Raw genomic sequence first — 21,838 nt, 5'->3', positions numbered from 1 at the left:
ATACCAAAAAAGCCCTAATCGAAAGATTAGGGCTTTTTTACGTTTGTCTAAAAGTAAAATGATGCTGAATAGATACTGCAGAGTGGTAGTTCAGTTGGTTAGGTTTTTTATTGAGAAATTATGTTTTGTTCTAGTAACATTGTTCTTAATTTTTCAACGCGCTTTTTATTTACACCAAAGTCAGAGTGTCCTGTACGAGACTCTGAACGAACAATAAGGTTGCTACCTTCTATTCTGAGCTCTAAATCATCAACAAAGCGAAAGACAGTACTTGTCGATTCAATTCTGGCGTAGTTTTCTTTAATTACCGCTATTTTTGCACCTTTCAGTTGTTCTGCTATTTGAGCGATAGTCTCTATTGTTGTGTCGGGGTTATTAAGTGTGAAAGGGGAGGCGCTGAAGTCAGCTCTAGTCTCTAATGTCGAGATGCAGTTAGGTTTATCAGCACACATCATTTTTGATTTATCAGGCATATTATCGACTCCTTTACTGCAGGCGGTAAGTGTTAGCAATATTGAAAAGATGGAGATTATTTTTATCATAGGGCTGTTCATTATTTTGAATAGGCATTATCAGTATAGAATAAAAAAGGCCAACATCGGAATGTTGGCCAAAGGTTTGGAAGGAAACCTGAATTAATCTATTCCAAAAACTACGATGCTGATAGCATTAGTGAATCCGCTTTTGCTTCTAGGTTCGAGTTACCCATTAGGTAAGCATCTATTTCTCTAGAGCATTCACGGCCTTCATTAATACAACGTACAATCAGGGATTGACCAGTACGCATATCACCCGCGGCAAAAACACCTTTTTGATTAGTAGCATAACCATCAGTTGCTACGTTACCGCGATCATCCAGTTTAATATCTAATTGAGCTAATACACCTGTTGGTTCTGGGTGTAAGAAGCCCATCGCTAAAAATGCTTGATCACAAGGGATCACTCGTTCACTACCTGCGACCTCATCAAACCCTGGACGTTCACCTGGCTTCGCATCTTTCCAAACAATATCAGCAATACGTAGGCCTTTCACATTACCTGCATCATCAGAGATAAATTCTTTGGTTAGGATATTCCAATGACGCTCACAGCCTTCTTCGTGAGAAGTGGTTGTTTTCATGATCATTGGGTATTGAGGCCAAGGCATATTTGCAGGGCGTTTCTCTGGTGGGATCGGCATGATCTCAACCTGAGTAATACTTGCTGCGCCATGACGATTCGATGTACCTACACAGTCAGAACCTGTATCGCCACCACCAATGACAACAACATGCTTACCTTTAGCATGGATCTCTTTAGTTTTAAGATCCATATTATTAGCACGGCGATTGTTTTGACCTAGGAACTCCATCGCAAAGTGAACGCCATTGAGTTCACGACCTGGGATTGGTAGATCTCGTGGAACAGTAGAACCACCAGTAAGTAGCACTACATCAAAATCTTGGCGAAGCTGCTGAGCATTAATATCAACACCAATATGCGCATTTACTTCAAACTTGATACCGGCATCAGCCATTAGATTGATTTTACGATCAATGATGTCCATGCCTAACTTGAAGTCAGGAATACCAAAGCGTAGTAGACCACCAACTTTTTCATCTCGTTCATAGACAGTTACAGAGTGTCCTGCACTGTTTAGTTGTTCTGCTGCGGCTAAACCTGCAGGACCTGAACCGATGATAGCAACCGTTTTACCTGTACGAGAACGAGGTTTCTTTGGTTGTGCGTACCCTTCACGATACGCAGTTTCTACAATTGTTTTTTCGATATTACAGATAGTGATTGGGTCTTGATTAATACCAAGTACACAAGCACTTTCACATGGTGCCGGACATACTCGACCAGTGAACTCTGGAAAGTTGTTAGTCGAACTTAAGATCTTCCATGCTTCTTCCCAGCTATCACGATATACCGCATCATTAAATTCTGGAATGATGTTACCAATTGGGCAACCGTTATGACAAAACGGTACACCACAATCCATACAACGAGAGGCTTGTGTACCAATCTTGTCAGAAAATTCGTCATTCAGTACAAATTCTTTATTGTCTTGAATTCGAACTGTTGGGTCGAGTTTCTTTGGTAGCTCACGACCATGCTCTAAAAATCCAGTAGGCTTACCCATTATACTGCCTCCATTTCTTCCGTTTGTGCCTGTTGTGCTTCAGCTTTTCGCTTTTGAAGAACCGCTTTGTAATCACGCGGCATTACTTTAGCCAGTGAGGCTAAGTTTGCTTCAAAGTTATCTAGGAAAGACTGAGCAACTTCACTTCCTGTGAATTCAACATGCTTAGTTAGCATTTCTAATAGAAGATCTTTATCTTCTTGTTCAATAGGGTCTAGGTCAACAAGTTCAGCATTTAGTTTCGATTCAAAATCACCAGACTTATCCCAAACATAGGCAACACCACCACTCATACCCGCCGCAAAGTTACGACCTGTAGAGCCAAGGATTAGGGCAACACCGCCAGTCATGTATTCACAACCGTGGTCACCAACACCTTCTACGACAACTTTTGCACCTGAGTTACGTACACAGAAACGCTCACCGGCCATACCACGAATATAAGATTCGCCAGAAGTTGCGCCGTAGAAACAAACGTTACCTACAATAATATTATCTTCAGCAACAATCGTTGATTTTAGGTTTGGATAAAGCACTAGCGTACCGCCAGATAAGCCTTTACCCCAGTAATCATTCGCATCGCCTTCGACTTCAAATTTCACCCCTTTAGCAAGGAAAGCACCTAGACTTTGACCAGCAGAACCGTTGAACTTCACGTTCATTGGTTGCGGTAAACCTTGGTCTTTATAGATTTTTGAAATCTCATTCGACAGCATAGTACCTACACTTCGGTCGGTATTTAGGATATCGAATTCAGCAGTAACCGCTTCACCTTTTTCAAGTGCAGGAGTAGCGACTTGAATAAGTTTACGATCCAATACGTCTTCTAGATTATGCTGCTGTTTAATTTGGTTATAAATACCATCTTCAGCACGAGGTTGTTCAACGTGTAGTACTGGTGATAAATCTAAGTTTTTGTATTTCCAGTGGCCGATATCATCACGAACTTTCAGTTTATGAGATTGCCCAACCATTTCATCAATAGAGCGGAATCCAAGCTCTGCCATTACTTCACGTAGACCTTCAGCCATGTACTGGAAGAAAGTAATAACGTCTTCTACACGACCGTCAAAGCGTTCACGTAGTGTTTTGTTTTGTGTTGCGATGCCTACAGGACAAGTATTCTTATGACATTTACGCATCATGATACAGCCTTCAACAACAAGAGCTGCAGTTGCTACACCCCACTCTTCGGCACCAAGAAGTGTTGCTACTGCAAGATCTCGAGGTGTTTTCATTTGGCCATCAGACTGAACAACGATACGGTTACGTAACCCATTTTTCAGTAGTGTTTGGTGTGTTTCTGCTAGACCAAGTTCCCACGGAAGGCCTGTATGACGGATAGATGACATTGGCGATGCACCCGTACCACCATCAAAACCAGCGATAAGAACGACGTCTGCTTTTGCTTTAGCTACACCTGAGGCGATAGTACCAACACCCGCCTCAGATACTAACTTAACGTTAACGCGACCTTTACGGTTGGCGTTTTTCAGATCGTAAATAAGCTGTGCTAAATCTTCGATTGAATAAATATCATGGTGTGGCGGTGGTGAAATCAGACCAACTCCAGGAGTTGAGTGACGTGTAGCACCGATCCAATCATCGACTTTATCACCAGGTAGTTGACCACCTTCGCCAGGTTTAGCACCTTGAGCCATCTTAATTTGTAACTCATCAGCGTTAGTTAGATAGTAAGAAGTAACACCAAAACGACCAGAAGCTACTTGTTTGATTGCTGAACGTTCCCAGTCACCGTTGTCTTTTTTCTCAAAACGAATAGGGTCTTCACCACCTTCGCCTGAGTTAGATTTAGCGCCGATACGGTTCATTGCAACAGCAAGTGTTGAGTGAGCTTCGTGTGAGATAGAACCAAACGACATTGCACCAGTCGCAAAGCGTTTTAGAATATTCTCAATTGGCTCTACTTCTTCTAAAGGAATAGATCCTGCTGGATTTTTGATGAAATCTAATTGGCTACGCAGTGTTGCTGCATCATCACCTTGGTTATCAACCGCTTTCGCGTATTTCTTAAATTGACCATAATCTTTATTACGAGTCGACTCTTGAAGTAGAGAGATAGTTTCAGGGTTAAACAGGTGTTTTTCACCACGTTGTTTCCACTGGTATACACCACCTACATCAAGTACTTGAACTGGGATCTCACGAGTTGGATAGCCAACACGGTGACGGATTAACACTTCTTTTGCGATATCATCAATCGTTAGACCTTGGATACGAGAAACGGTACCTGTGAAGTATTTATCAACCACTGATTTACTGATACCAAGCGCTTCAAAGATTTGGGCACCATGGTATGACTGCAGTGTTGAAATACCCATCTTAGAGAAGATCTTGAGCAGGCCGCCGTTAACCCCTTTACGGTAGTTATCAAACAATACTTTTGGATGTACTGTTGGGTCTAGCTTCTTAATTCGTTGAAGTTCAACAATGGTTTCAATCACTAGGTATGGGTTTACTGCGTTTGCGCCGTAACCAACCAATGTTGCAAAGTGATGAGTTTCACGAGCATCACCCGTTTCAATTACGATGTCACATTTAGCACGTAACCCTTTACGAATTAGGTGGTGATGAACCGCACCAACTGCAAGCATTGCTGGAATTGCTGCGTGGTTTGAGTTTACTGCGCGGTCTGTTAGTAGAATGATAGAGTAGCCATCAACGACGGCATCTTCTGCATACTGGCAGATACGTTTAAGTGCACGCTCAAGTTTGCCTGCATCTTCATTGGCTTGGAATACGATATCTAGCGTTTTAGCTTGTAGATGTTCGTTATCAATAGCACGCAGTTTTTCTAGCTCAGAGTTAGAAAGAACCGGTGATTCAAGTTCAACTTTCTGACAGTGCTCAGGCGTTTCTGCAAGTAAGTTTTGGTCTTTACCTAAGTAGGTGTTTAGCGACATAACCATACGCTCACGGATCGGATCGATCGGTGGGTTAGTTACTTGGGCAAACAACTGCTTAAAATAGTTAGATAAATGCTGAGATTGATGAGAAAGAATCGCTAGTGGCCAATCGGCACCCATTGCAGTCAATGGCTCATAGGCCGTTTTTGCTAATGGTAGGATGATCTCATTCACTTCTTCAGAGGTAACACCAAACGCTTGTTGACGATTGAGTAGGCGATCTGGAGAAGGTTGACTGTATTGGTTGGTTGCTTCAGGTAGCTTATTTAAGCTTAATAGGTTCTCTTCAACCCATTTTTCATAAGGTTGTGATTTCGCAATACCATCTTTTACTTCTTCATCAGAAATAATACGGCCTTGTTCTAAATCAGCAACAAAGATACGTCCTGGTTGTAGACGACCACGGAACTCAATGTTTTCTGGTGCTATTTTTACAACGCCAGATTCTGATGCCATCACCAGGAAGTCATCTTTTGTCACGGTATAACGAGAAGGACGAAGACCGTTACGATCAAGTGTAGCACCTACTTGAACCCCATCGGTGAAACAAACAGAGGCAGGGCCATCCCAAGGTTCCATAACGTTAGCGTGGTACTGATAGAACGCACGACGTGTAGGATCCATATTTTTATTTTCTTGCCACGCTTCAGGGATCATCATCATTAATGCATGTGGCAAGCTACGGCCAGAAAGAACAAGCAGTTCTAGCGCCATATCAAAGTTCGATGAATCAGAGCTGCCTTCCTGACAAATCGGAAGCAGCATATCCATTTCTTGTTGGCTAAATAGGTCGGACTCTATAATCGCTTCACGCGCTTTCATCCAGTTCAAGTTGCCACGAACAGTGTTGATCTCACCATTATGAGCAATATAACGGAACGGTTGAGCCAGACGCCAACGAGGGAAGGTATTGGTAGAGAAACGAGAGTGAACTAATGCTAATGCCGTTACCATCGTTGGATTTTGTAAATCTAGGAAGTACTGTGGAACTTGTTCAGTCGTTAATTGACCTTTATAAACAAGTGTTTTGTACGATAGAGAGTTGATGTAGAAATCATCACCAATATTAGAAATACTTTCTAAGCACACACGAACAGTGTAGTTACGTAGAACATACAATTTACGCTCAAGTTCTTCTGGGGTCATTGATGGGCCACCAGAAATAAATACATGCTCAAATTGAGGCTCTGTACTTAGGGGATCGTCGCCTAGCATTGAATTATCAACAGGCAGAACACGATAACCAATGATTTCTAAATCAAGACGCTGAGCATTACGCTCTAAAATATCTCTACATTGTTGACGTTTGTATTCATCTTTAGGGAATAAGACAACACCAACACCGTATTTCTCAAAAGATGGCAGTTTAATACCAAGTTTTACGGCTTCTTCTAATAAGAACTCATGAGGTTTTTGTAAAAGAATACCCGCGCCATCGCCACTGCATGGATCACAGCCTTGACCACCACGGTGTTCCATACGAGCAAGCATATCAAGTGCTTGAGTAACAACATCATGAGATTTACGGTTTTTGAGGTGAGCGACAAAACCGATACCACACGCATCATGCTCCAACTCGGGAGTATACATGCCTTGTGTATTCTGCTCTCTATCTACCATAGATACATCCTTCCAGTATTTTGCAGACACAACTTCTCTACGTAAGTTTCTGTCTAGTCCTTTGCTAAATTTTAATCGAACTTGCTGTGAGTTAGTCTCAAGAGGTAGCAAGTTTGAATCCATTCTGGCGCTTGCTGGCATCACTTAATATGACGTGCAAACGAACCCAATCCATTGTGATACCTATCAAATACATTTTTATCCATTGTATTTGTTGTCTGAGGGTAGATACCACTATTGAAACACCACAACATTCTTGTTGATGGCAAATTAATCTATTTAACGATGTAACTATCCTACATTTTTGTCATATTAAATACCAACTAAAGTTGCACGTAATTTTCACTTTTTTTACTCAAAATGAATAAGTATTTATAATAATTCGGCTTTTTTGCTATTAAATTGCCACTTTATGCGCCTTTTATTGATATAAATTAGAGTTAAGGTTGGTTTGTTTCGGTATTATTTACGGTCTTTTTTTTACAAACGAGTTAGCAACTTTCATAAATAGAAGTGAGACTTCTTTTAATTTATGAACTAAGTCTTTGATTTATTATTGGTTATCGCAATGCAACTTCATGAACTAGCAAATACATTTGGCCAAGATCTACAGCGTCGTTATGGTGAAAAAGTACATAAACTGACGCTTCATGGAGGTTTTAGTTGCCCAAATAGAGATGGCACCATAAGCAAAGGTGGCTGTACTTTCTGTAATGTAGCCTCATTTTCTGATGAGAAAGAACAGTTTAAATCAATTTATGATCAACTGACCGATAGGGCCGGTGAAGTTCAACGAGCTAAAAAGTATCTTGCTTATTTTCAAGCGTATACAAATACTTTCGCTGAAGTTCAAGTACTTAAAAATATGTACGAAGAAGCGCTTAAGTCGGCCAATATTGTTGGATTATGTGTTGGTACACGCCCTGATTGTGTACCTGATGCCGTATTAGATTTATTGAAAAGCTATGTTGATGAGGGCTATGAAGTTTGGCTAGAACTTGGATTACAAACGGCCAATGATAAAACCTTAAAGCGTATTAACCGAGGTCATGATTTTTCTTGTTATGATGCGATTACCCGTAAAGCAAGAGCGCTTGGTATTAAAGTGTGCACTCATTTAATTATTGGTTTACCTGGCGATACCAGAGATGATCACCGTATAACGCTAGCTAAAGTCTTAGAAACCGGAACGGACGGACTTAAATTACATCCTCTACATATCGTTGAGGGCAGTACAATGGCAAAGGCATGGCGAGCAGGAAAAATCGAAGCGCCAGAAATGGATGATTACGTCGATGTTGCTTGTGAACTCATTCGTTTAACGCCACCAGAAGTGGTTTATCATCGAGTTTCAGCAACTGCGAGAAGGCCAACCTTATTATCGCCTTTATGGTGTGAGCCGCGTTGGTTAGGATTAACTAATGTAGGTATGGCTCTTAATGAAAAAGGGGCACAAGGCTCCCTGATTGATCAACCTTTCAAATATACCCAACCAATATTGAAAAAATAACTCAAATCGACATAACCCTGATATTATTTGGTTGAATATTATCAGGGTGTGGTTATGAAACAGTTAAAAATTCTCGCGCAATTTTATGTCGATCTTATGGTTAGACTCGGAATTGTTCGTTTTAGTCTCTTACTTGCCATTGCTTTAGTGGCGCTGGCCGTTATCGTTCAAGTTGGTGTTACTCTTTTTTTAAGCGGTGAAGTGAATGATTTAGATATCGTTCGCTCCGTTTTCTTTGGTTTATTAATTACGCCTTGGGCTGTTTTTTTCTTATCGGTTGTTGTAGAACATTTAGAAGATTCGCGTCAGCGTCTTTCTAAGTTAGTAACTAAGATGGAAGAGATGCGTGCTCGTGATTTAGATTTGAACAAAAAATTACAAGGTAATGTAAAAAAATTGAATCAAGAAATTGAAGAGCGTGAAAAAGCAGAAGACGCTCGCCAAGAAGCGATGGAAGACCTTGAAAACGAAGTGTTCCAACGTGAAAAAGCACAATTAGAATTGGCAGAGCAAACGGCTCTACTTCGTTCTTACTTAGATACCTCCCCTGATATTATTTATTATCGTAATGAGTTAGGTCTTTTTTCGGGTTGTAACCAAGCGATGGAAGATCTAACCGGAAAAACAGAAAAAGAGCTGATTGGTTTATCCCCTAAAGATGTTTATAACGCTGAAGTAGCAGCAAAAGTAATTGATACTGATAGACAAGTACTAAGAGACAATAAAGCATTAACTTACGAACAATGGCTTGATTATCCTGATGGACGAAAAGCGTGTTTTGAGCTGAGTAAGATCCCATTTTATAGCAAGGGCGGCCGTCATCTTGGTTTGGTTGGTTTTGGCCGAAATATCACAGAACGTAAAGAGTATGAAGATGCGCTAGAGAAAGCGAGTCGTGATAAAACAACGTTCATCTCTACCATTAGTCATGAATTACGTACTCCGCTAAATGGTATTGTCGGTTTAAGCCGTATGTTATTAGATACCCGTCTTGATGATGAACAGCATAATTATATGCGAACCATTAATGTCAGTGCGATTACTCTTGGTAATATCTTTAACGACATTATTGATATGGATAAGTTTGATCGTCGTAAATTAGAATTACTTCCAAAGCCGCTTGATTTTATAAGCTTTGTTACTGAGATGGAGAATATTTCAGGTTTAATGGCCGAGCAGAAAGGGTTGCGTTTTGATCTTGAAAGGCTCACTGATTTACCTGCAAATATTAGTGTTGATAGTACACGCCTACGCCAAGTGCTTTGGAATCTAATTGGTAATGCGACTAAATTCACTAAAGAAGGCAGTGTGGTTATGTCTGTCAGTGCTGATATTTACAAAGATAACGCTGAAATTACTTTTGAGATTGAAGACACGGGGATCGGGATCCCTGAATCAGAATTAGAGAATGTTTTTGCAATGTATTATCAAGTAAAACAAGGCAAAGATAATCTACATGCGGTAGGCACAGGAATTGGACTTGCTGTATCTAAAGAGCTAATTAATTTAATGGGTGGGGATATTACAGTAACCAGTGATATTGGTTTTGGGAGTACCTTCATCGTAACGATTAACGTGCCTTTGGTGGATCATGCTGAAGAAGAAGAGGCAATGCCTGAAGCGAAAAGTGCGAAATCATTACGTATATTTATGCTAGAGGATATTGAATTGAATGTAACGGTGGCCTGTTCATTACTTGAAAGCCTTGGTCATACTGTTGATGTCGCAATGTGTGGAGAGGATGCGTTAAAACTGTTTGATCCAAGTAAATATGATTTAGCTTTACTTGATATTCAATTGCCTGATATGACTGGATTTGATGTTGCTCAAGCCCTACGTGAAAAGTTTGATAACCTGCCTCCATTAGTCGCACTCACCGCTAATTTATTAAAAGAGAAAGATGAGTATTTTGAAAAAGGCATGGATGAGGCGATCAGTAAACCATTAAGTGTGAAGGCGTTAACTGAGGTGCTTGAATTGTTCTCGATGTCAGATACAAAAGAGGGACAAAAGAAAAGACAGAAGCCAATAAAAACACAAGAGCAATTAGATAATGAACAATTGATTGATCGTTTGTTAGATATAGAAATGTTAGAGTCATATATTGAGATTGTTGGAACCAAGCCTGTATATGCAAGTATTGAGATGTTTGAAAAAAGTATGAAAGAATACATTCAAATCTTAGATACTAATATGACAGCAAGAGATCAAGACGGTATTGTGTTTGAAACCCATAAAATGAAAGGGGCTGCTGGCTCTATTGGTCTTAAGCATATTCAACAAGTCGCTCAAAAAGCTCAATCACCTGATTTACCAGCATGGTGGGAAAATATAGATGATTGGGTTGAAGAAATTAAAAATGAATATGAAAATGATATTCAAATATTAAAAAGCTGGTTAGAACAGCAAGCTAAATAAGGAAGACTATGAAAAAGGCACTATTTGCTTCTGTAATTATGATTGCGCTTTCTGGTTGTCAAATGACCTCACAATCACAAGTTGATTGGCAGCAAGATAATAAAATAGAAATAATGAATACTCATATACAACTTAATTCGGCGGTATGGATTGATCAAATGCCGACGATAGGCGCAGAAGAAGACGAAAGTAAGTTGAATATGGCCCTGACATTAACATCAAAACAAATGATTGCACCTGAGTTAGCGATTGAAAAAGTAGTTATTCGTCAAGGTGATGATTCATGGTTATTAACTGATGATGAATTTGAAGTACGAGTTCATGATAATCATACGTGGGAAATTTCAGGTCAATCATTTCACAATATTACAGCAGATCAATTAATTGATATTGCGGTTCAAGCAAATGATGAGTGGATTATTGAAAGTGATGTACAGATTGATACTGTTTATTGATTTGTTACTATTACTTCAATAAAAAAATGCCCAGCTAGTGATAGCTGGGCATTTTAATCTTATGAATTAAGAAGAAATATTATAACTCTTCTAAATCACCACAGAAGCGGTAACCTTCCCCGTGAATTGTAGCAATGATCTCAGGTGTATCTGTTACTGATTCAAAATGCTTACGGATACGACGAATTGTCACATCAACAGTACGGTCATGCGGCTTAAGCTCACGACCTGTCATTTTCTTCAGCAGATCTGCACGAGTTTGGATCTTACCTGGGTTTTCACAGAAGTGAAGAAGAGCACGGAACTCTGAACGAGGAAGCTTGTAGCTTTCACCGCTTGGACTAACAAGAGAACGGCTATTAATTTCAACTGTCCAGCCATTGAATACATAGCGTTCAACCGTTTTTTTATCTTCAACAGTTGTGCTTTGATTCATTGAACGAGTTAATAAGTTACGCGCACGAATAGTAAGTTCACGTGGGTTAAATGGTTTTGTGATGTAATCATCAGCACCGATTTCTAAACCTAAAATCTTATCAACTTCGTTATCACGGCCTGTTAGGAACATAAGGGCCATATCTCCACGTTCGCGAAGTTCACGAGCAAGAAGAAGACCATTTTTACCTGGAAGGTTGATATCCATAATCACAAGATTAAGCTGTTGCTCAGAAAGCACAGTGTGCATTTCTTCACCATCGCTCGCTTCAAAAACATTGTAGCCTTCAGCTTCAAAAATGCTTTTAAGTGTATTACGAGTTACATGTTCATCTTCAACGATTAGGATCTGAGGGGTTTGCATGGGCGGTACCTAACTAACTGATTAAAGTCAAAAGTAGAATTAAGAATGTTAATTCTATAATAAAAAATTTACAAATAGGAATAGATTCTTCAATCATAGACTAAAATGTCAATTGAAGAATAGAAACCTAAACGGTACGCCATCCTTGGTGGTCGTTATTGAATATATACTCAACAACATGATAAAGCTCTAATTTTGTGAGCTCCTAGCTGAAACTCCATTAGAAGGGAGATTTTAATCCCTTAACACCACTCTAACAATAAGCGATTTTTATTTCCATACATTTTATTGATTTAGGTCAATAGCAACCGATATCAATACAGTGTAGTTATAAATATAGGGACATATCTATATTAAAATTGTAAATATTTATGCTAGTTATAGCTAAGTACTTTAACAAATGTTGTTATAGTCGAATCAATTTTACAAACAAGGAGAAAATAAAATGGATTTATTACCTGATATTTGTGACCAATTTGAAGATAAAGTACAACTCATTGATGTTGAGTTTAAAAATTATGGTGGAAAAGTTTGCTTTTATGGTGAAATTGTAACGGTACGTTGCTACCAAGATAATTCATTAGTAAGGGAGGTTTTGCAAACCAATGGCAAAGGCAAAGTATTAGTGATTGATGGTAATGGTTCTTGCCAAAAAGCGCTATTAGGCGATCAGGTCGCGATGCTTGCGGTTAATAACCAATGGGAGGGTGTCGTCGTTTATGGTGCGGTACGAGATGTCGGCGCCATACAGAGTATGCCATTAGGATTGAAAGCCTTGAATACTTCCCCTTTTAAAACAGAGAAAAGAGGGGCTGGAGAGCTACAAATATCAGTCACCATTAATACTCAGATAATTTCTCCTGGTGATTATATTTATGCCGACCTTAATGGTGTATTGATGAGTAAAGAGTTATTAATCTAATAACAAAGTTAAATTTAAAATACATATTTAATATTTAAAACTCAAAAACTTGAGGCGGTATATTCTTCTTTTGTTAACTGAATGAATAATATTTTCATTGACTTGTTAGAGGAAAGTAAGGTAGTTATTGTATATCGCAAACATTTATTTAGAGTTTTTTATTACATGTTCACTATCAGCTCAATGATTATTACCACAACAATTACCGGCACCATGGTTGCTGGGGTGGGCTGATACGCATAAGTATTTTAAAGAAGCCCGCACTGATTATCAGAGCGGGCTTTTTTTTGTAATTTTGTTACTAATTCTTAACTACATTCTTTTATTATCAACTGAAAAGGTTATGATGCTAGGTATGCAGTAAGGATATTGCAGTAACACTCGTTTTTAGGGAGGATAGAAATGCGAGTATTAAAGTTTGGTGGTTCGTCATTAGCCGATGCAGATCGTTTTTTGCGCGCCGCAGATATCATTGCCAATAACGCACAACAGCAAGAAGTCTCAGTTGTTTTATCGGCACCAGGTAAAGTCACAAATAAATTAGTTTCTGTCGTTGATAACGTTTTAACTAATGGAGAGGCTGAATTACAGATCTCAGAATTAGAATCTGTATTTTTTGAGCTATTTAATGGTATTTCTACAGCACTTCCGCAAGTTGATCTTAAAGCGCTTGAAAATAAGCTAAAAGATTCACTCTCTCAACTTCGTCAATACGTTCATGGGATTACCCTGTTGGGCATGTGTCCAGATAACGTGTATGCCAAAATTATTAGCAAAGGCGAACGCATTTCAATCGTTACAATGAAAGCGGTTCTTGAAGCAAAAGGGCAACCAGCTAGCCTGATTGATCCTGTTAAATATCTATACGCTCGCGGTGACTTTCTTGAAGGCGCTGTTGATGTAGACATTTCTACGCTGAATTTTAAAAATGAACCTTTACCCTCTGGTCATGTAAACATTATGCCTGGCTTTACGGCGGGTAACGCAAAAGGTGAATTGGTTACATTAGGTCGTAATGGTTCTGATTATTCAGCGGCAGTACTTGCCGCATGTCTTCGTGCTGAGTGTTGTGAGATCTGGACTGATGTTGATGGTGTTTATAACTGTGACCCTCGTTTAGTTGATGATGCTCGTTTATTAAAATCATTAAGCTATCAAGAAGCAATGGAACTGTCTTATTTTGGCGCATCAGTTTTGCATCCAAAAACTATCGCACCTATCGCACAATTCCATATTCCTTGTTTAATTAAAAACAGCTTTAACCCTCAAGGCCCAGGTACATTAATTGGTCAAGATACAGGTGAAGATAATCTTGCTATTAAAGGTATTACTACATTAAATAGCTTAACAATGGTTAATGTTAGTGGTCCAGGTATGAAAGGCATGGTTGGCATGGCAAGCCGTGTATTTGGTGCGATGTCTACTTCTGGTATCTCTATTGTTCTTATTACGCAATCTTCTTCAGAGTACAGCATCAGCTTTTGTATTGAAGCAGAAGATAAGTCTCAAGCGGAGCAAGTATTAAGAGAAGCGTTTGAACTTGAATTAAAAGATGGGCTATTAGAACCTGTTGAATTTACTGATAATGTAGCGATTGTAACGTTAGTCGGTGATGGTATGCGTACATCTAAAGGTGTGGCATCTCAATTCTTTACTTCATTAACAGAAGTAAACGTTAATATTATTGCTATTGCACAAGGTTCTTCAGAGCGAGCAATTTCAGCAGTTATCCCAGAAGATAAAATCTCTGAATCTATTAAAGCATGTCATGAAAATCTATTTAACAGTAAACACTTCTTAGACGTATTTGTTGTTGGAGTTGGTGGTGTTGGTGGCGAGTTAGTTGATCAAATTCAGCGTCAACAACCAAAACTTGCAGAAAAAGGCATTGAGATCCGTGTTTGTGGTCTAGCAAATAGCCGTGGATTATTACTAGATAGTAAAGGTATTCCATTAGAGCATTGGCGCGACCGTATGAATAACACAACTGAAAGCTTTAGCCTTGCTCGTCTTATTGCACTGGTTCAACGTAATCACATTATTAATCCAGTGATTATTGATTGTACTTCTGATCACGGCATTGCGGCTCAATATGTTGATTTCTTATCTGCTGGCTTCCATGTTATTACACCAAATAAAAAAGCCAATACTGACTCAATGGCGTATTACCATCAGTTACGTAATGCTGCACGCGGTACTCGTCGTAAATTTATGTATGAAACAACAGTAGGTGCAGGTCTACCTGTTATCGAAAATTTACAAAACCTAATTGCCGCTGGTGATGAGCTAGAGAAGTTTAACGGTATATTATCAGGTTCTCTTTCTTATATTTTTGGTAAGCTAGATGAAGGCATGTCATTAAGTGAAGCAACAAATGTGGCTAAGCAAAATGGCTTTACTGAACCTGATCCTCGTGATGATCTTTCAGGTATGGATGTCGCTCGTAAGTTGCTTATTCTTGCTCGTGAATCCGGCCTTGAAATAGAGCTAGATGATGTAGAAGTTGAGCAAGCTCTGCCACCAGGTTTTGATGATTCTGGCACTGTTGATGAGTTTATGGCTCGCCTTCCTGAAGCGGATGCTTATTTTGCACAAGAATCTGCAAAAGCAGCAGAAGAAGGTAAAGTGTTGCGCTATGTTGGTGAAATCCTAGAAGGTAAATGTAAGGTACGTATTGCTGCTGTTGATGGTGATGATCCTATGTTTAAAATCAAGGATGGTGAGAATGCGTTGGCTTTTTATAGCCGCTATTACCAACCAATTCCATTAGTATTACGTGGTTATGGTGCTGGTACTGAAGTTACCGCAGCTGGTGTATTCTCGGACTTAATGCGTACCCTTGGTTGGAAATTAGGAGTATAAAAATGAGTGTTGTTGTTTATGCTCCAGCATCAATTGGTAATGTAAGTGTTGGCTTTGATGTATTAGGTGCCGCAGTTTCTCCTGTTGATGGCACATTACTAGGTGATCGTGTTTTAGTTGAATTAGGAACCGAAGCTTTCACTTTAGCAACCGCAGGTAGCTTTGTAGATAAGTTACCTGAGAACCCAAAAGAAAATATTGTTTATGATTGCTGGCGTGTATTTGCAAGAGAGCTTGTAAAAAAAGGCACTGAACTTAAACCGATTCATATGGTACTTGAGAAGAACATGCCAATTGGCTCTGGACTTGGTTCTAGCGCCTGTTCGATTGTAGCCGCATTAGATGCGTTGAATTTATTTCATGATAAACCATTAACAGACATGGAAGTGTTGGCATTAATGGGTGAGATGGAAGGGCAGATATCAGGTGGTATTCATTATGATAATGTTGCTCCTTGTTATCTTGGTGGTCTGCAATTAATGGTTGAAGAGTTAGGTATTATTAGCCAAGAAGTTCCGTGTTTTGATGAATGGTATTGGGTGATGGCATACCCAGGAATTAAAGTATCAACAGCAGAAGCGCGGGAGATTTTACCTTCTCAATACCGCCGTCAAGATGTGATAGCACATGGTCGTAATTTAGCAGGTTTTATTCATGCATGTTATTCAAAGCAGCCTGAATTAGCTGCGAAAATGATTAAAGATGTGGTGGCTGAACCCTATCGTGAACGCTTATTACCTAACTTTGCGAAAGCGCGTGAATATGCTGCTTCAGCAGGAGCACTGACAACTGGGATCTCTGGCTCTGGTCCAACGCTGTTTAGCATCTGTAAAGATAAAGATGTCGCTGAGCGAGTATCTCGTTGGCTACAAGAAAATTATGTACAAAATGATGAAGGATTTGTCCATGTTTGTCGTTTGGATAAGCAAGGCTCACAAGTAACAGGAAGTAAACTATGAAGCTGTATAACATAAAAGAAAATGATGAACAGGTCTCTTTTGGTCAAGCGGTTCGCCAAGGGTTAGGCCGTAATCAAGGACTATTTTTTCCATCAGAATTGCCTAAGTTTGATGATGTTGATACGCTTCTAGCTGAAGATTTTATTCCTCGTAGCACTAAGATTTTATCTGCGTTTATTGGTGAGGAATTATCACAAGATACAGTGAAAAGCATGGTCGAAAATGCGTTTCAATTCCCAGCGCCAATTCATGCAGTAAAAGAGGGCGTTTATGCGCTTGAATTATTTCATGGCCCGACATTAGCGTTTAAAGATTTTGGTGGTCGTTTTATGGCGCAATCTCTAGCTGCGGTGACAGAAGGTAATGAACAAATTACGATTCTAACGGCGACATCAGGTGATACAGGTGCCGCCGTTGCTCACGCATTCTATGGTATGGATAACATTAAAGTTGTTATTCTTTATCCAAAAGGAAAGATCAGCCCACTGCAAGAAAAGTTATTTTGTACACTAGGCAAGAATATTCATACCGTTGCCGTTGATGGTGACTTTGATGACTGTCAGGCATTAGTTAAACAATCGTTTGATGATGCTGAGCTACGTAAAGAAGTTGGACTGAATTCAGCGAACTCAATTAACATCAGCCGACTAATGGCGCAAATTTGTTACTACTTTGAAGCGGTATCTCAACTGCCAAAAGAAAAACGTAGTGATGTCGTTATCTCAGTACCAAGTGGTAATTTTGGTAATTTAACTGCAGGTCTGTTAGCTAAATCATTAGGCTTACCAGTTAAGCGCTTTATTGCTGCAACTAATGTTAATGATACGGTACCGCGCTATCTTGAAACGGGTAAGTGGGAGCCAAAAACGACGATTCCAACAATCTCAAATGCAATGGACGTGAGCCAACCAAATAACTGGCCTCGAATCGAAGAATTATGTCAGCGTTTAGGTTGGGGGCTAGAAACGCTTGGTAAAGGAGCGGTAACGGATGAACAAAGTGCTGAAACGCTAAAAGTAATGAATGCTGAAGGTTATTTATGTGAGCCTCATGGTGCGATTGCTTATCGTATTCTTGAAGAGCAACTTAATGAAGGTGAAACCGGGCTTTTCTTATGTACTGCACATCCGGCAAAATTTAAAGAAGTTGTGGATGATATCTTAGGTGGTGATCTGGGATTGCCAGAACCATTAGCGAAACATAATGCAATGGAGCTGTTATCTGAAGATCTTGCTAATGACTTTGATGCATTAAAAGCGGTATTACGTAAAGTTCAATAATACTGTTGAGATAAAAAAGCCCCTGACTTAACCTTAAAGTCAGGGGCTTTTATTTAGATTCATATAGCTACAAATATAAAAAAAACGGCACTCATGAGCAATGAGTGCCGTTTTTATTGAATTCAATTAACTCTAAAATTATAGAGTTTCAGTGAATGTACGTGCGATAACGTCTTTTTGTTGTTCAGTAGTTAGAGAGTTGAAACGCACAGCATAACCAGAAACACGGATAGTCAGTTGTGGGTAGTTCTCTGGGTGCTTAACAGCGTCTTCTAATGTGTCACGTTGTAAAACGTTAACATTTAGGTGTTGGCCACCTTCAATTTTTGGTGCTTTTTCAATTGCAACGTCACGGCTTTCATACTCGCCCAGCTCGTTTGCTGCAATTACTTGATCAGCTTCAAAGCCTGAAGTTGCAACAACACAACGCGCTTCATTTTTCTCACTATCTAGTAGCCAGATTGAGTTAAGAAGATCGTCATTTGCAGCTTTAGTAATTTGGATACCTGTGATCATTTTACTTTCTCCTAGTCCACTTTGTGGTTATTTTGTAAATATCTTATGGGTCACATTATATACATGATACCCTTACTTTGTATATTGATATAAGTCAAAAAACAACAAAAAGTGATAATTAATTCATCTTAAAAAGGTTGTTCTAAATCAATAAAGCACCATATAGCTAGCCTGTAGCACGATAAATGCGGATTACTACTTTGTTGGTATTACGTTATTTTGTAGTAAACTTACTACAAAATAACGTATTTTGTTTATCTCTATTTTATTGATTTTAAGGATAGTAATTTAGAGAAATACTGACAAATAAAGCGTTTACCGTAATAATAGCGTGAAGATAATTTTGAAGGGAAAGTACTGAGATGAAATATATTGGCGCTCATGTGTCTGCGGCAGGAGGGGTTGGTCAAGCACCTAAAAGAGCTTATCAAATAGGGGCTAATGCCTTTGCTCTATTTACTAAAAATCAACGTCAATGGGCTGCAAAACCATTAACAAATAAGGTCATCTCTGATTTTAAAGCAAACTGTAAGCGTTTTGGTTTTTCTAGTGATCAAATATTACCTCATGACTCTTATTTAATAAATTTAGGGGCTCCTGAAACTGAAAAATTAGAAAAATCTCGTGCAGCATTTATTGATGAGATGGAACGCTGCAATCAACTTGGATTAACCTTACTTAATTTCCATCCCGGAAGTCATCTAAAGAAAATCTCAGAAGATGAATGCTTAGCTCTAATTGCTGAGTCAATTAATTTAGCGCACCAAGCGGTTCCTAATGTTATTGCTGTTATTGAAAATACTGCAGGGCAAGGAACAAATTTAGGATGGAAGTTTGAGCATTTAGCACAAATTATTGATCAAGTAGAAGATAAAACACGGGTTGGTATTTGTATTGATACTTGCCATACTTTTGCTGCAGGCTATGACTTAAGCAGTAAAGAGGCGTGTGAACATACTTTCTCTGAATTCGAACGTATTGTCGGTTTTCAATATTTACGTGGTATGCATATTAATGACGCAAAAATTGAACTAGGTAGCCGAGTTGATCGTCATCAGTCTCTAGGAGAAGGTACGATTGGTTGGGATTGCTTTGAATATATTATGCAAGATAAGCGATTTAATAATATTCCTTTAGTTTTAGAAACCATTGATCCTGAAATCTGGAAAGATGAAATAGCTCAATTAAGAAAATTAAGCGAGAACTAATAATGACAATGACTTGGGAACCGGTGTTATCGGCTGAAAAGGAGAAAGTATACTATCAATCGATGATGACCAAAATTGAGAGTGAAAGAGGGGCGGGGAAAATAATTTTTCCTCAACCAGAGGATGTTTTTACCGCATTTGATTTAACTGCTTTTGATGATGTAAAAGTAGTGATTCTCGGACAAGACCCATACCATGGTGCAGGGCAAGCTCATGGTCTTTCTTTCTCTGTATTGCCTGGTATTAAAATCCCACCTTCTTTACGTAATATGTATAAAGAATTAGCGCAAGACATTGAGGGATTTACTATTCCAGACCATGGTAATTTAGAGAGTTGGGCTAAGCAAGGGGTCTTATTGCTAAATACAGTGTTGACTGTTGAAGAAGGAAAAGCTCATTCTCATGCGAAATTAGGTTGGGAGCTTTTTACTGACGCAATTATTCAATATATTAATGAGCATAATGATGATGTGATTTTCTTGTTGTGGGGAGCACATGCTCAGAAGAAAGGGGCAAATATAGATGAGTATCGTCATTCTATTCTAAGAGCTCCGCACCCTTCACCTCTTTCTGCTCATCGTGGTTTCTTTGGTTGCAAACATTTTTCACAAACCAATGAATTACTTAGAATAAAGAACTTATCAGAGATCAACTGGCATTCAGTTACATAGAATCACTGTATAAAATTTGAACTTAATCCTGTTCTCTTATTCCAGTCATATACACTTATAGTAAATAAGGTAATTACTGGAATGGTAAGGGAGGACAGAATGCTTATAGAAAGTATTTATAAAGAGCACGGCTATATTAATCGTATTATTCAGTTGTTAGATAATAAACTGGCTCGACTGGATGGTGAAAAAAACATCAATTATAATGTGATTCGTGAGAGTGTAGATTATTTATCGTCAGTAGCTGAAAAAATTCATCACCCAAAAGAGGATATGATTTATCAATATTATATTAACCGTTATGGTGAGCATCAAGGGTTAACAAATTTATTGAAAGAGCATGATACGCTGTCGAATGAAACTGAAGAATTCTCTATAGCGATTACGATGATTTTAAATGATTCCATTGTTCCAAAAGAAGTGTTTAAGTCTAAGTTAAAAGCATTTACTCATAGGATAGAGCAACATTTGGAGCTTGAAGAAAAAGAAATCTTTCCTTTTTTAAAAGCGCATTTAACGCTTGATGATTGGAAAACGTTAGAACGAAATTGGAGCGAGGAAGAGGACCCAGTTTTTGGAAGTAAAGCTGATAAGCGTTTCTTAGAGCTTGCAGAAAAAGTTCGATAGATGGTTTTTTAAGTAAATAAAAGGAGAGCTACTGCTCTCCTTTTTTATATCTTTCGGCATGTAATATCAACCGTAGTAAATAACTGATTACCCTAGCTGGTTAAAATACTCGATAATTTCGCCTTGTTCTCAAACATTTTACTGGGCTATTTCTGAGCACTTATTTACTGTTATTGGTATAAGTTTTATTTAAAAATTGCGGAATCGATATTTCCTTTAAAGAAAGGGTCTAACTCTTTTAACTCCTGTAATAGTTGACGACGATCTTGAAGTTCTTCTATTTCACGCCATAAACGCTTTGTTTGTTTCTTCTTCGTTGTCGATGTTTTCGTAGCTAATAAATCATTTAATGTGTACCCATCCATAAGCACCTCGTTTTTTATAAATTAATTAGTTATTACAAAGAGTAAAGTATTTATTTAGCATGTTATTAAGTATCACAGAGTAACGATTATGACCTTGAACTGTTTCGCATTTTTTTCTTTTTGGTGAATTTTTTATGAGATAGTGATCACTTAACTGATTTAAATATAGCCTAAATGAATTAATTACCGCGGTTTTGGTGGATTTATAAGAAAGGATTAATATATTTTCATGTTTAATTTTTGTTAACTAGAATATTGGTTCTTATAAGATCTGGCGGTACGAATTCTATTCACATTATTTATTAATAAAAATTAGAGAGTAAAAACAAAATTAGTGTATTTAAACTTATATCTCTCTGTTTTTTATAGAGCCAGAGATATGGATCTTTTATAAACAAAGAGGACGACGAGTTTATTTTTGCACTTATATTACGGTTTGGATGTTATCGTTGTGGTGTTTTATTGTTGCTCTTGTGAGGTTGAATTTCTAGTTTTGTAGACAAAATGTCATTGGCGGAGTCTCTGTTTTCTATTGATTTTTTAGTAAATACTGAGCATCATTCAGCTCGCTAAT

The 21,838-nt window shown here is 38.5% G+C and carries 16 protein-coding genes; 10 read left to right on the top strand and 6 right to left on the bottom strand.

All coding sequences use genetic code 11. The features are described 5' to 3' along the window. Window positions 1-107 precede the first annotated feature (107 nt). From BTO22_RS10585 to gltB, 3 genes are all read right to left on the bottom strand, one after another. Complete coding sequence (locus BTO22_RS10585; RefSeq protein WP_258132564.1) at window positions 108-539, bottom strand: DUF1499 domain-containing protein; 432 nt, start codon at window positions 537-539, stop codon at window positions 108-110. Window positions 540-652: 113 nt separating this feature from the next. Beyond that, window positions 653-2,125, bottom strand: a complete 1,473-nt coding sequence (locus BTO22_RS10580) for a glutamate synthase subunit beta (protein ID WP_105055436.1) — start codon at window positions 2,123-2,125, stop codon at window positions 653-655. Then, complete coding sequence (gene gltB, locus BTO22_RS10575; RefSeq protein ID WP_105055593.1) at window positions 2,125-6,672, bottom strand: glutamate synthase large subunit; 4,548 nt, start codon at window positions 6,670-6,672, stop codon at window positions 2,125-2,127. Before gltB ends, BTO22_RS10580 begins: the two co-directional genes overlap by 1 nt. 568 nt (window positions 6,673-7,240) lie before the next feature. On the opposite strand from gltB, the gene BTO22_RS10570 reads away from it, so the two are divergent. From BTO22_RS10570 to BTO22_RS10560, 3 genes are read left to right on the top strand one after another with little or no spacing between them, the layout of a single operon-like run. After that, entirely contained in the window at window positions 7,241-8,182 is a 942-nt protein-coding gene (locus tag BTO22_RS10570; RefSeq protein ID WP_105055435.1) for a TIGR01212 family radical SAM protein, read from the top strand. A 54-nt stretch (window positions 8,183-8,236) separates the two neighbouring features. After that, window positions 8,237-10,600, top strand: a complete 2,364-nt coding sequence (gene arcB / locus BTO22_RS10565) for an aerobic respiration two-component sensor histidine kinase ArcB (protein WP_105055434.1) — start codon at window positions 8,237-8,239, stop codon at window positions 10,598-10,600. Between the two features lie 8 nt (window positions 10,601-10,608). Then, complete coding sequence (locus tag BTO22_RS10560; protein ID WP_105055433.1) at window positions 10,609-11,055, top strand: membrane lipoprotein lipid attachment site-containing protein; 447 nt, start codon at window positions 10,609-10,611, stop codon at window positions 11,053-11,055. Between the two features lie 79 nt (window positions 11,056-11,134). Here BTO22_RS10560 and arcA read toward each other — a convergent pair whose 3' ends face one another. Beyond that, the gene (gene arcA, locus BTO22_RS10555) at window positions 11,135-11,854 is read right to left on the bottom strand and encodes a two-component system response regulator ArcA (RefSeq protein ID WP_060991794.1); all 720 of its coding nucleotides are present in this window, start codon (window positions 11,852-11,854) and stop codon (window positions 11,135-11,137) included. Window positions 11,855-12,299: 445 nt separating this feature from the next. Here arcA and BTO22_RS10550 point away from each other — a divergent pair, with 445 nt between their 5' ends. The 4 genes from BTO22_RS10550 to thrC all read left to right on the top strand — a co-directional run bounded on the left by BTO22_RS10550 (window position 12,300) and on the right by thrC (window position 17,877). After that, window positions 12,300-12,776: a putative 4-hydroxy-4-methyl-2-oxoglutarate aldolase gene (locus tag BTO22_RS10550; RefSeq protein WP_105055432.1), complete on the top strand. Its 477-nt coding sequence runs from the start codon at window positions 12,300-12,302 to the stop codon at window positions 12,774-12,776. 402 nt (window positions 12,777-13,178) lie between these two features. Next, window positions 13,179-15,638: a bifunctional aspartate kinase/homoserine dehydrogenase I gene (thrA, locus tag BTO22_RS10540; protein WP_105055431.1), complete on the top strand. Its 2,460-nt coding sequence runs from the start codon at window positions 13,179-13,181 to the stop codon at window positions 15,636-15,638. A gap of 2 nt (window positions 15,639-15,640) precedes the next feature. Beyond that, window positions 15,641-16,597: a homoserine kinase gene (gene thrB, locus BTO22_RS10535; protein WP_105055430.1), complete on the top strand. Its 957-nt coding sequence runs from the start codon at window positions 15,641-15,643 to the stop codon at window positions 16,595-16,597. Next, complete coding sequence (thrC, locus tag BTO22_RS10530) at window positions 16,594-17,877, top strand: threonine synthase (RefSeq protein ID WP_105055429.1); 1,284 nt, start codon at window positions 16,594-16,596, stop codon at window positions 17,875-17,877. Before thrB ends, thrC begins: the two co-directional genes overlap by 4 nt. Window positions 17,878-18,015: 138 nt before the next feature. Here the strand turns inward: thrC and grcA are convergent, their stop codons facing one another. After that, window positions 18,016-18,393: an autonomous glycyl radical cofactor GrcA gene (gene grcA, locus BTO22_RS10525; RefSeq protein WP_060991789.1), complete on the bottom strand. Its 378-nt coding sequence runs from the start codon at window positions 18,391-18,393 to the stop codon at window positions 18,016-18,018. 362 nt (window positions 18,394-18,755) lie between these two features. Between grcA and nfo the strand changes: the two genes are divergently transcribed. From nfo to BTO22_RS10510, 3 genes are all read left to right on the top strand, one after another. After that, window positions 18,756-19,601, top strand: coding sequence for a deoxyribonuclease IV (gene nfo / locus BTO22_RS10520; protein ID WP_105055428.1), 846 nt, complete (start codon window positions 18,756-18,758; stop codon window positions 19,599-19,601). Window positions 19,602-19,603: 2 nt separating this feature from the next. After that, the gene (gene ung / locus BTO22_RS10515) at window positions 19,604-20,272 is read left to right on the top strand and encodes a uracil-DNA glycosylase (RefSeq protein WP_105055427.1); all 669 of its coding nucleotides are present in this window, start codon (window positions 19,604-19,606) and stop codon (window positions 20,270-20,272) included. A 99-nt stretch (window positions 20,273-20,371) separates the two neighbouring features. Next, window positions 20,372-20,899, top strand: a complete 528-nt coding sequence (locus tag BTO22_RS10510; RefSeq protein ID WP_105055426.1) for a hemerythrin domain-containing protein — start codon at window positions 20,372-20,374, stop codon at window positions 20,897-20,899. A 185-nt stretch (window positions 20,900-21,084) separates the two neighbouring features. Here BTO22_RS10510 and BTO22_RS10505 read toward each other — a convergent pair whose 3' ends face one another. Then, on the bottom strand, window positions 21,085-21,264 hold the full coding sequence (locus BTO22_RS10505) for a DUF3545 family protein (protein WP_105055425.1): 180 nt from the start codon (window positions 21,262-21,264) through the stop codon (window positions 21,085-21,087). Window positions 21,265-21,838: the final 574 nt, after the last annotated feature.

Origin of the sequence: Aliivibrio sifiae, assembly GCF_002954705.1 — a bacterium.
GTDB classification, from domain to species: domain Bacteria; phylum Pseudomonadota; class Gammaproteobacteria; order Enterobacterales; family Vibrionaceae; genus Aliivibrio; species Aliivibrio sifiae_A.
This window is presented reverse-complemented; position numbering and strand designations above follow the sequence as displayed.

Coding starts and splice junctions, on each gene's coding strand:
- BTO22_RS10505 (WP_105055425.1), bottom strand. CDS start 21,264: ATGGATGGGTACACATTAAATGATTTATTAGCTACGAAAACATCGACA.
- ung (WP_105055427.1), top strand. CDS start 19,604: ATGACAATGACTTGGGAACCGGTGTTATCGGCTGAAAAGGAGAAAGTA.
- arcA (WP_060991794.1), bottom strand. CDS start 11,854: ATGCAAACCCCTCAGATCCTAATCGTTGAAGATGAACATGTAACTCGT.
- BTO22_RS10570 (WP_105055435.1), top strand. CDS start 7,241: ATGCAACTTCATGAACTAGCAAATACATTTGGCCAAGATCTACAGCGT.
- BTO22_RS10550 (WP_105055432.1), top strand. CDS start 12,300: ATGGATTTATTACCTGATATTTGTGACCAATTTGAAGATAAAGTACAA.
- arcB (WP_105055434.1), top strand. CDS start 8,237: ATGAAACAGTTAAAAATTCTCGCGCAATTTTATGTCGATCTTATGGTT.
- thrB (WP_105055430.1), top strand. CDS start 15,641: ATGAGTGTTGTTGTTTATGCTCCAGCATCAATTGGTAATGTAAGTGTT.
- grcA (WP_060991789.1), bottom strand. CDS start 18,393: ATGATCACAGGTATCCAAATTACTAAAGCTGCAAATGACGATCTTCTT.
- thrA (WP_105055431.1), top strand. CDS start 13,179: ATGCGAGTATTAAAGTTTGGTGGTTCGTCATTAGCCGATGCAGATCGT.
- nfo (WP_105055428.1), top strand. CDS start 18,756: ATGAAATATATTGGCGCTCATGTGTCTGCGGCAGGAGGGGTTGGTCAA.
- BTO22_RS10510 (WP_105055426.1), top strand. CDS start 20,372: ATGCTTATAGAAAGTATTTATAAAGAGCACGGCTATATTAATCGTATT.
- BTO22_RS10580 (WP_105055436.1), bottom strand. CDS start 2,125: ATGGGTAAGCCTACTGGATTTTTAGAGCATGGTCGTGAGCTACCAAAG.
- gltB (WP_105055593.1), bottom strand. CDS start 6,672: ATGGTAGATAGAGAGCAGAATACACAAGGCATGTATACTCCCGAGTTG.
- thrC (WP_105055429.1), top strand. CDS start 16,594: ATGAAGCTGTATAACATAAAAGAAAATGATGAACAGGTCTCTTTTGGT.
- BTO22_RS10560 (WP_105055433.1), top strand. CDS start 10,609: ATGAAAAAGGCACTATTTGCTTCTGTAATTATGATTGCGCTTTCTGGT.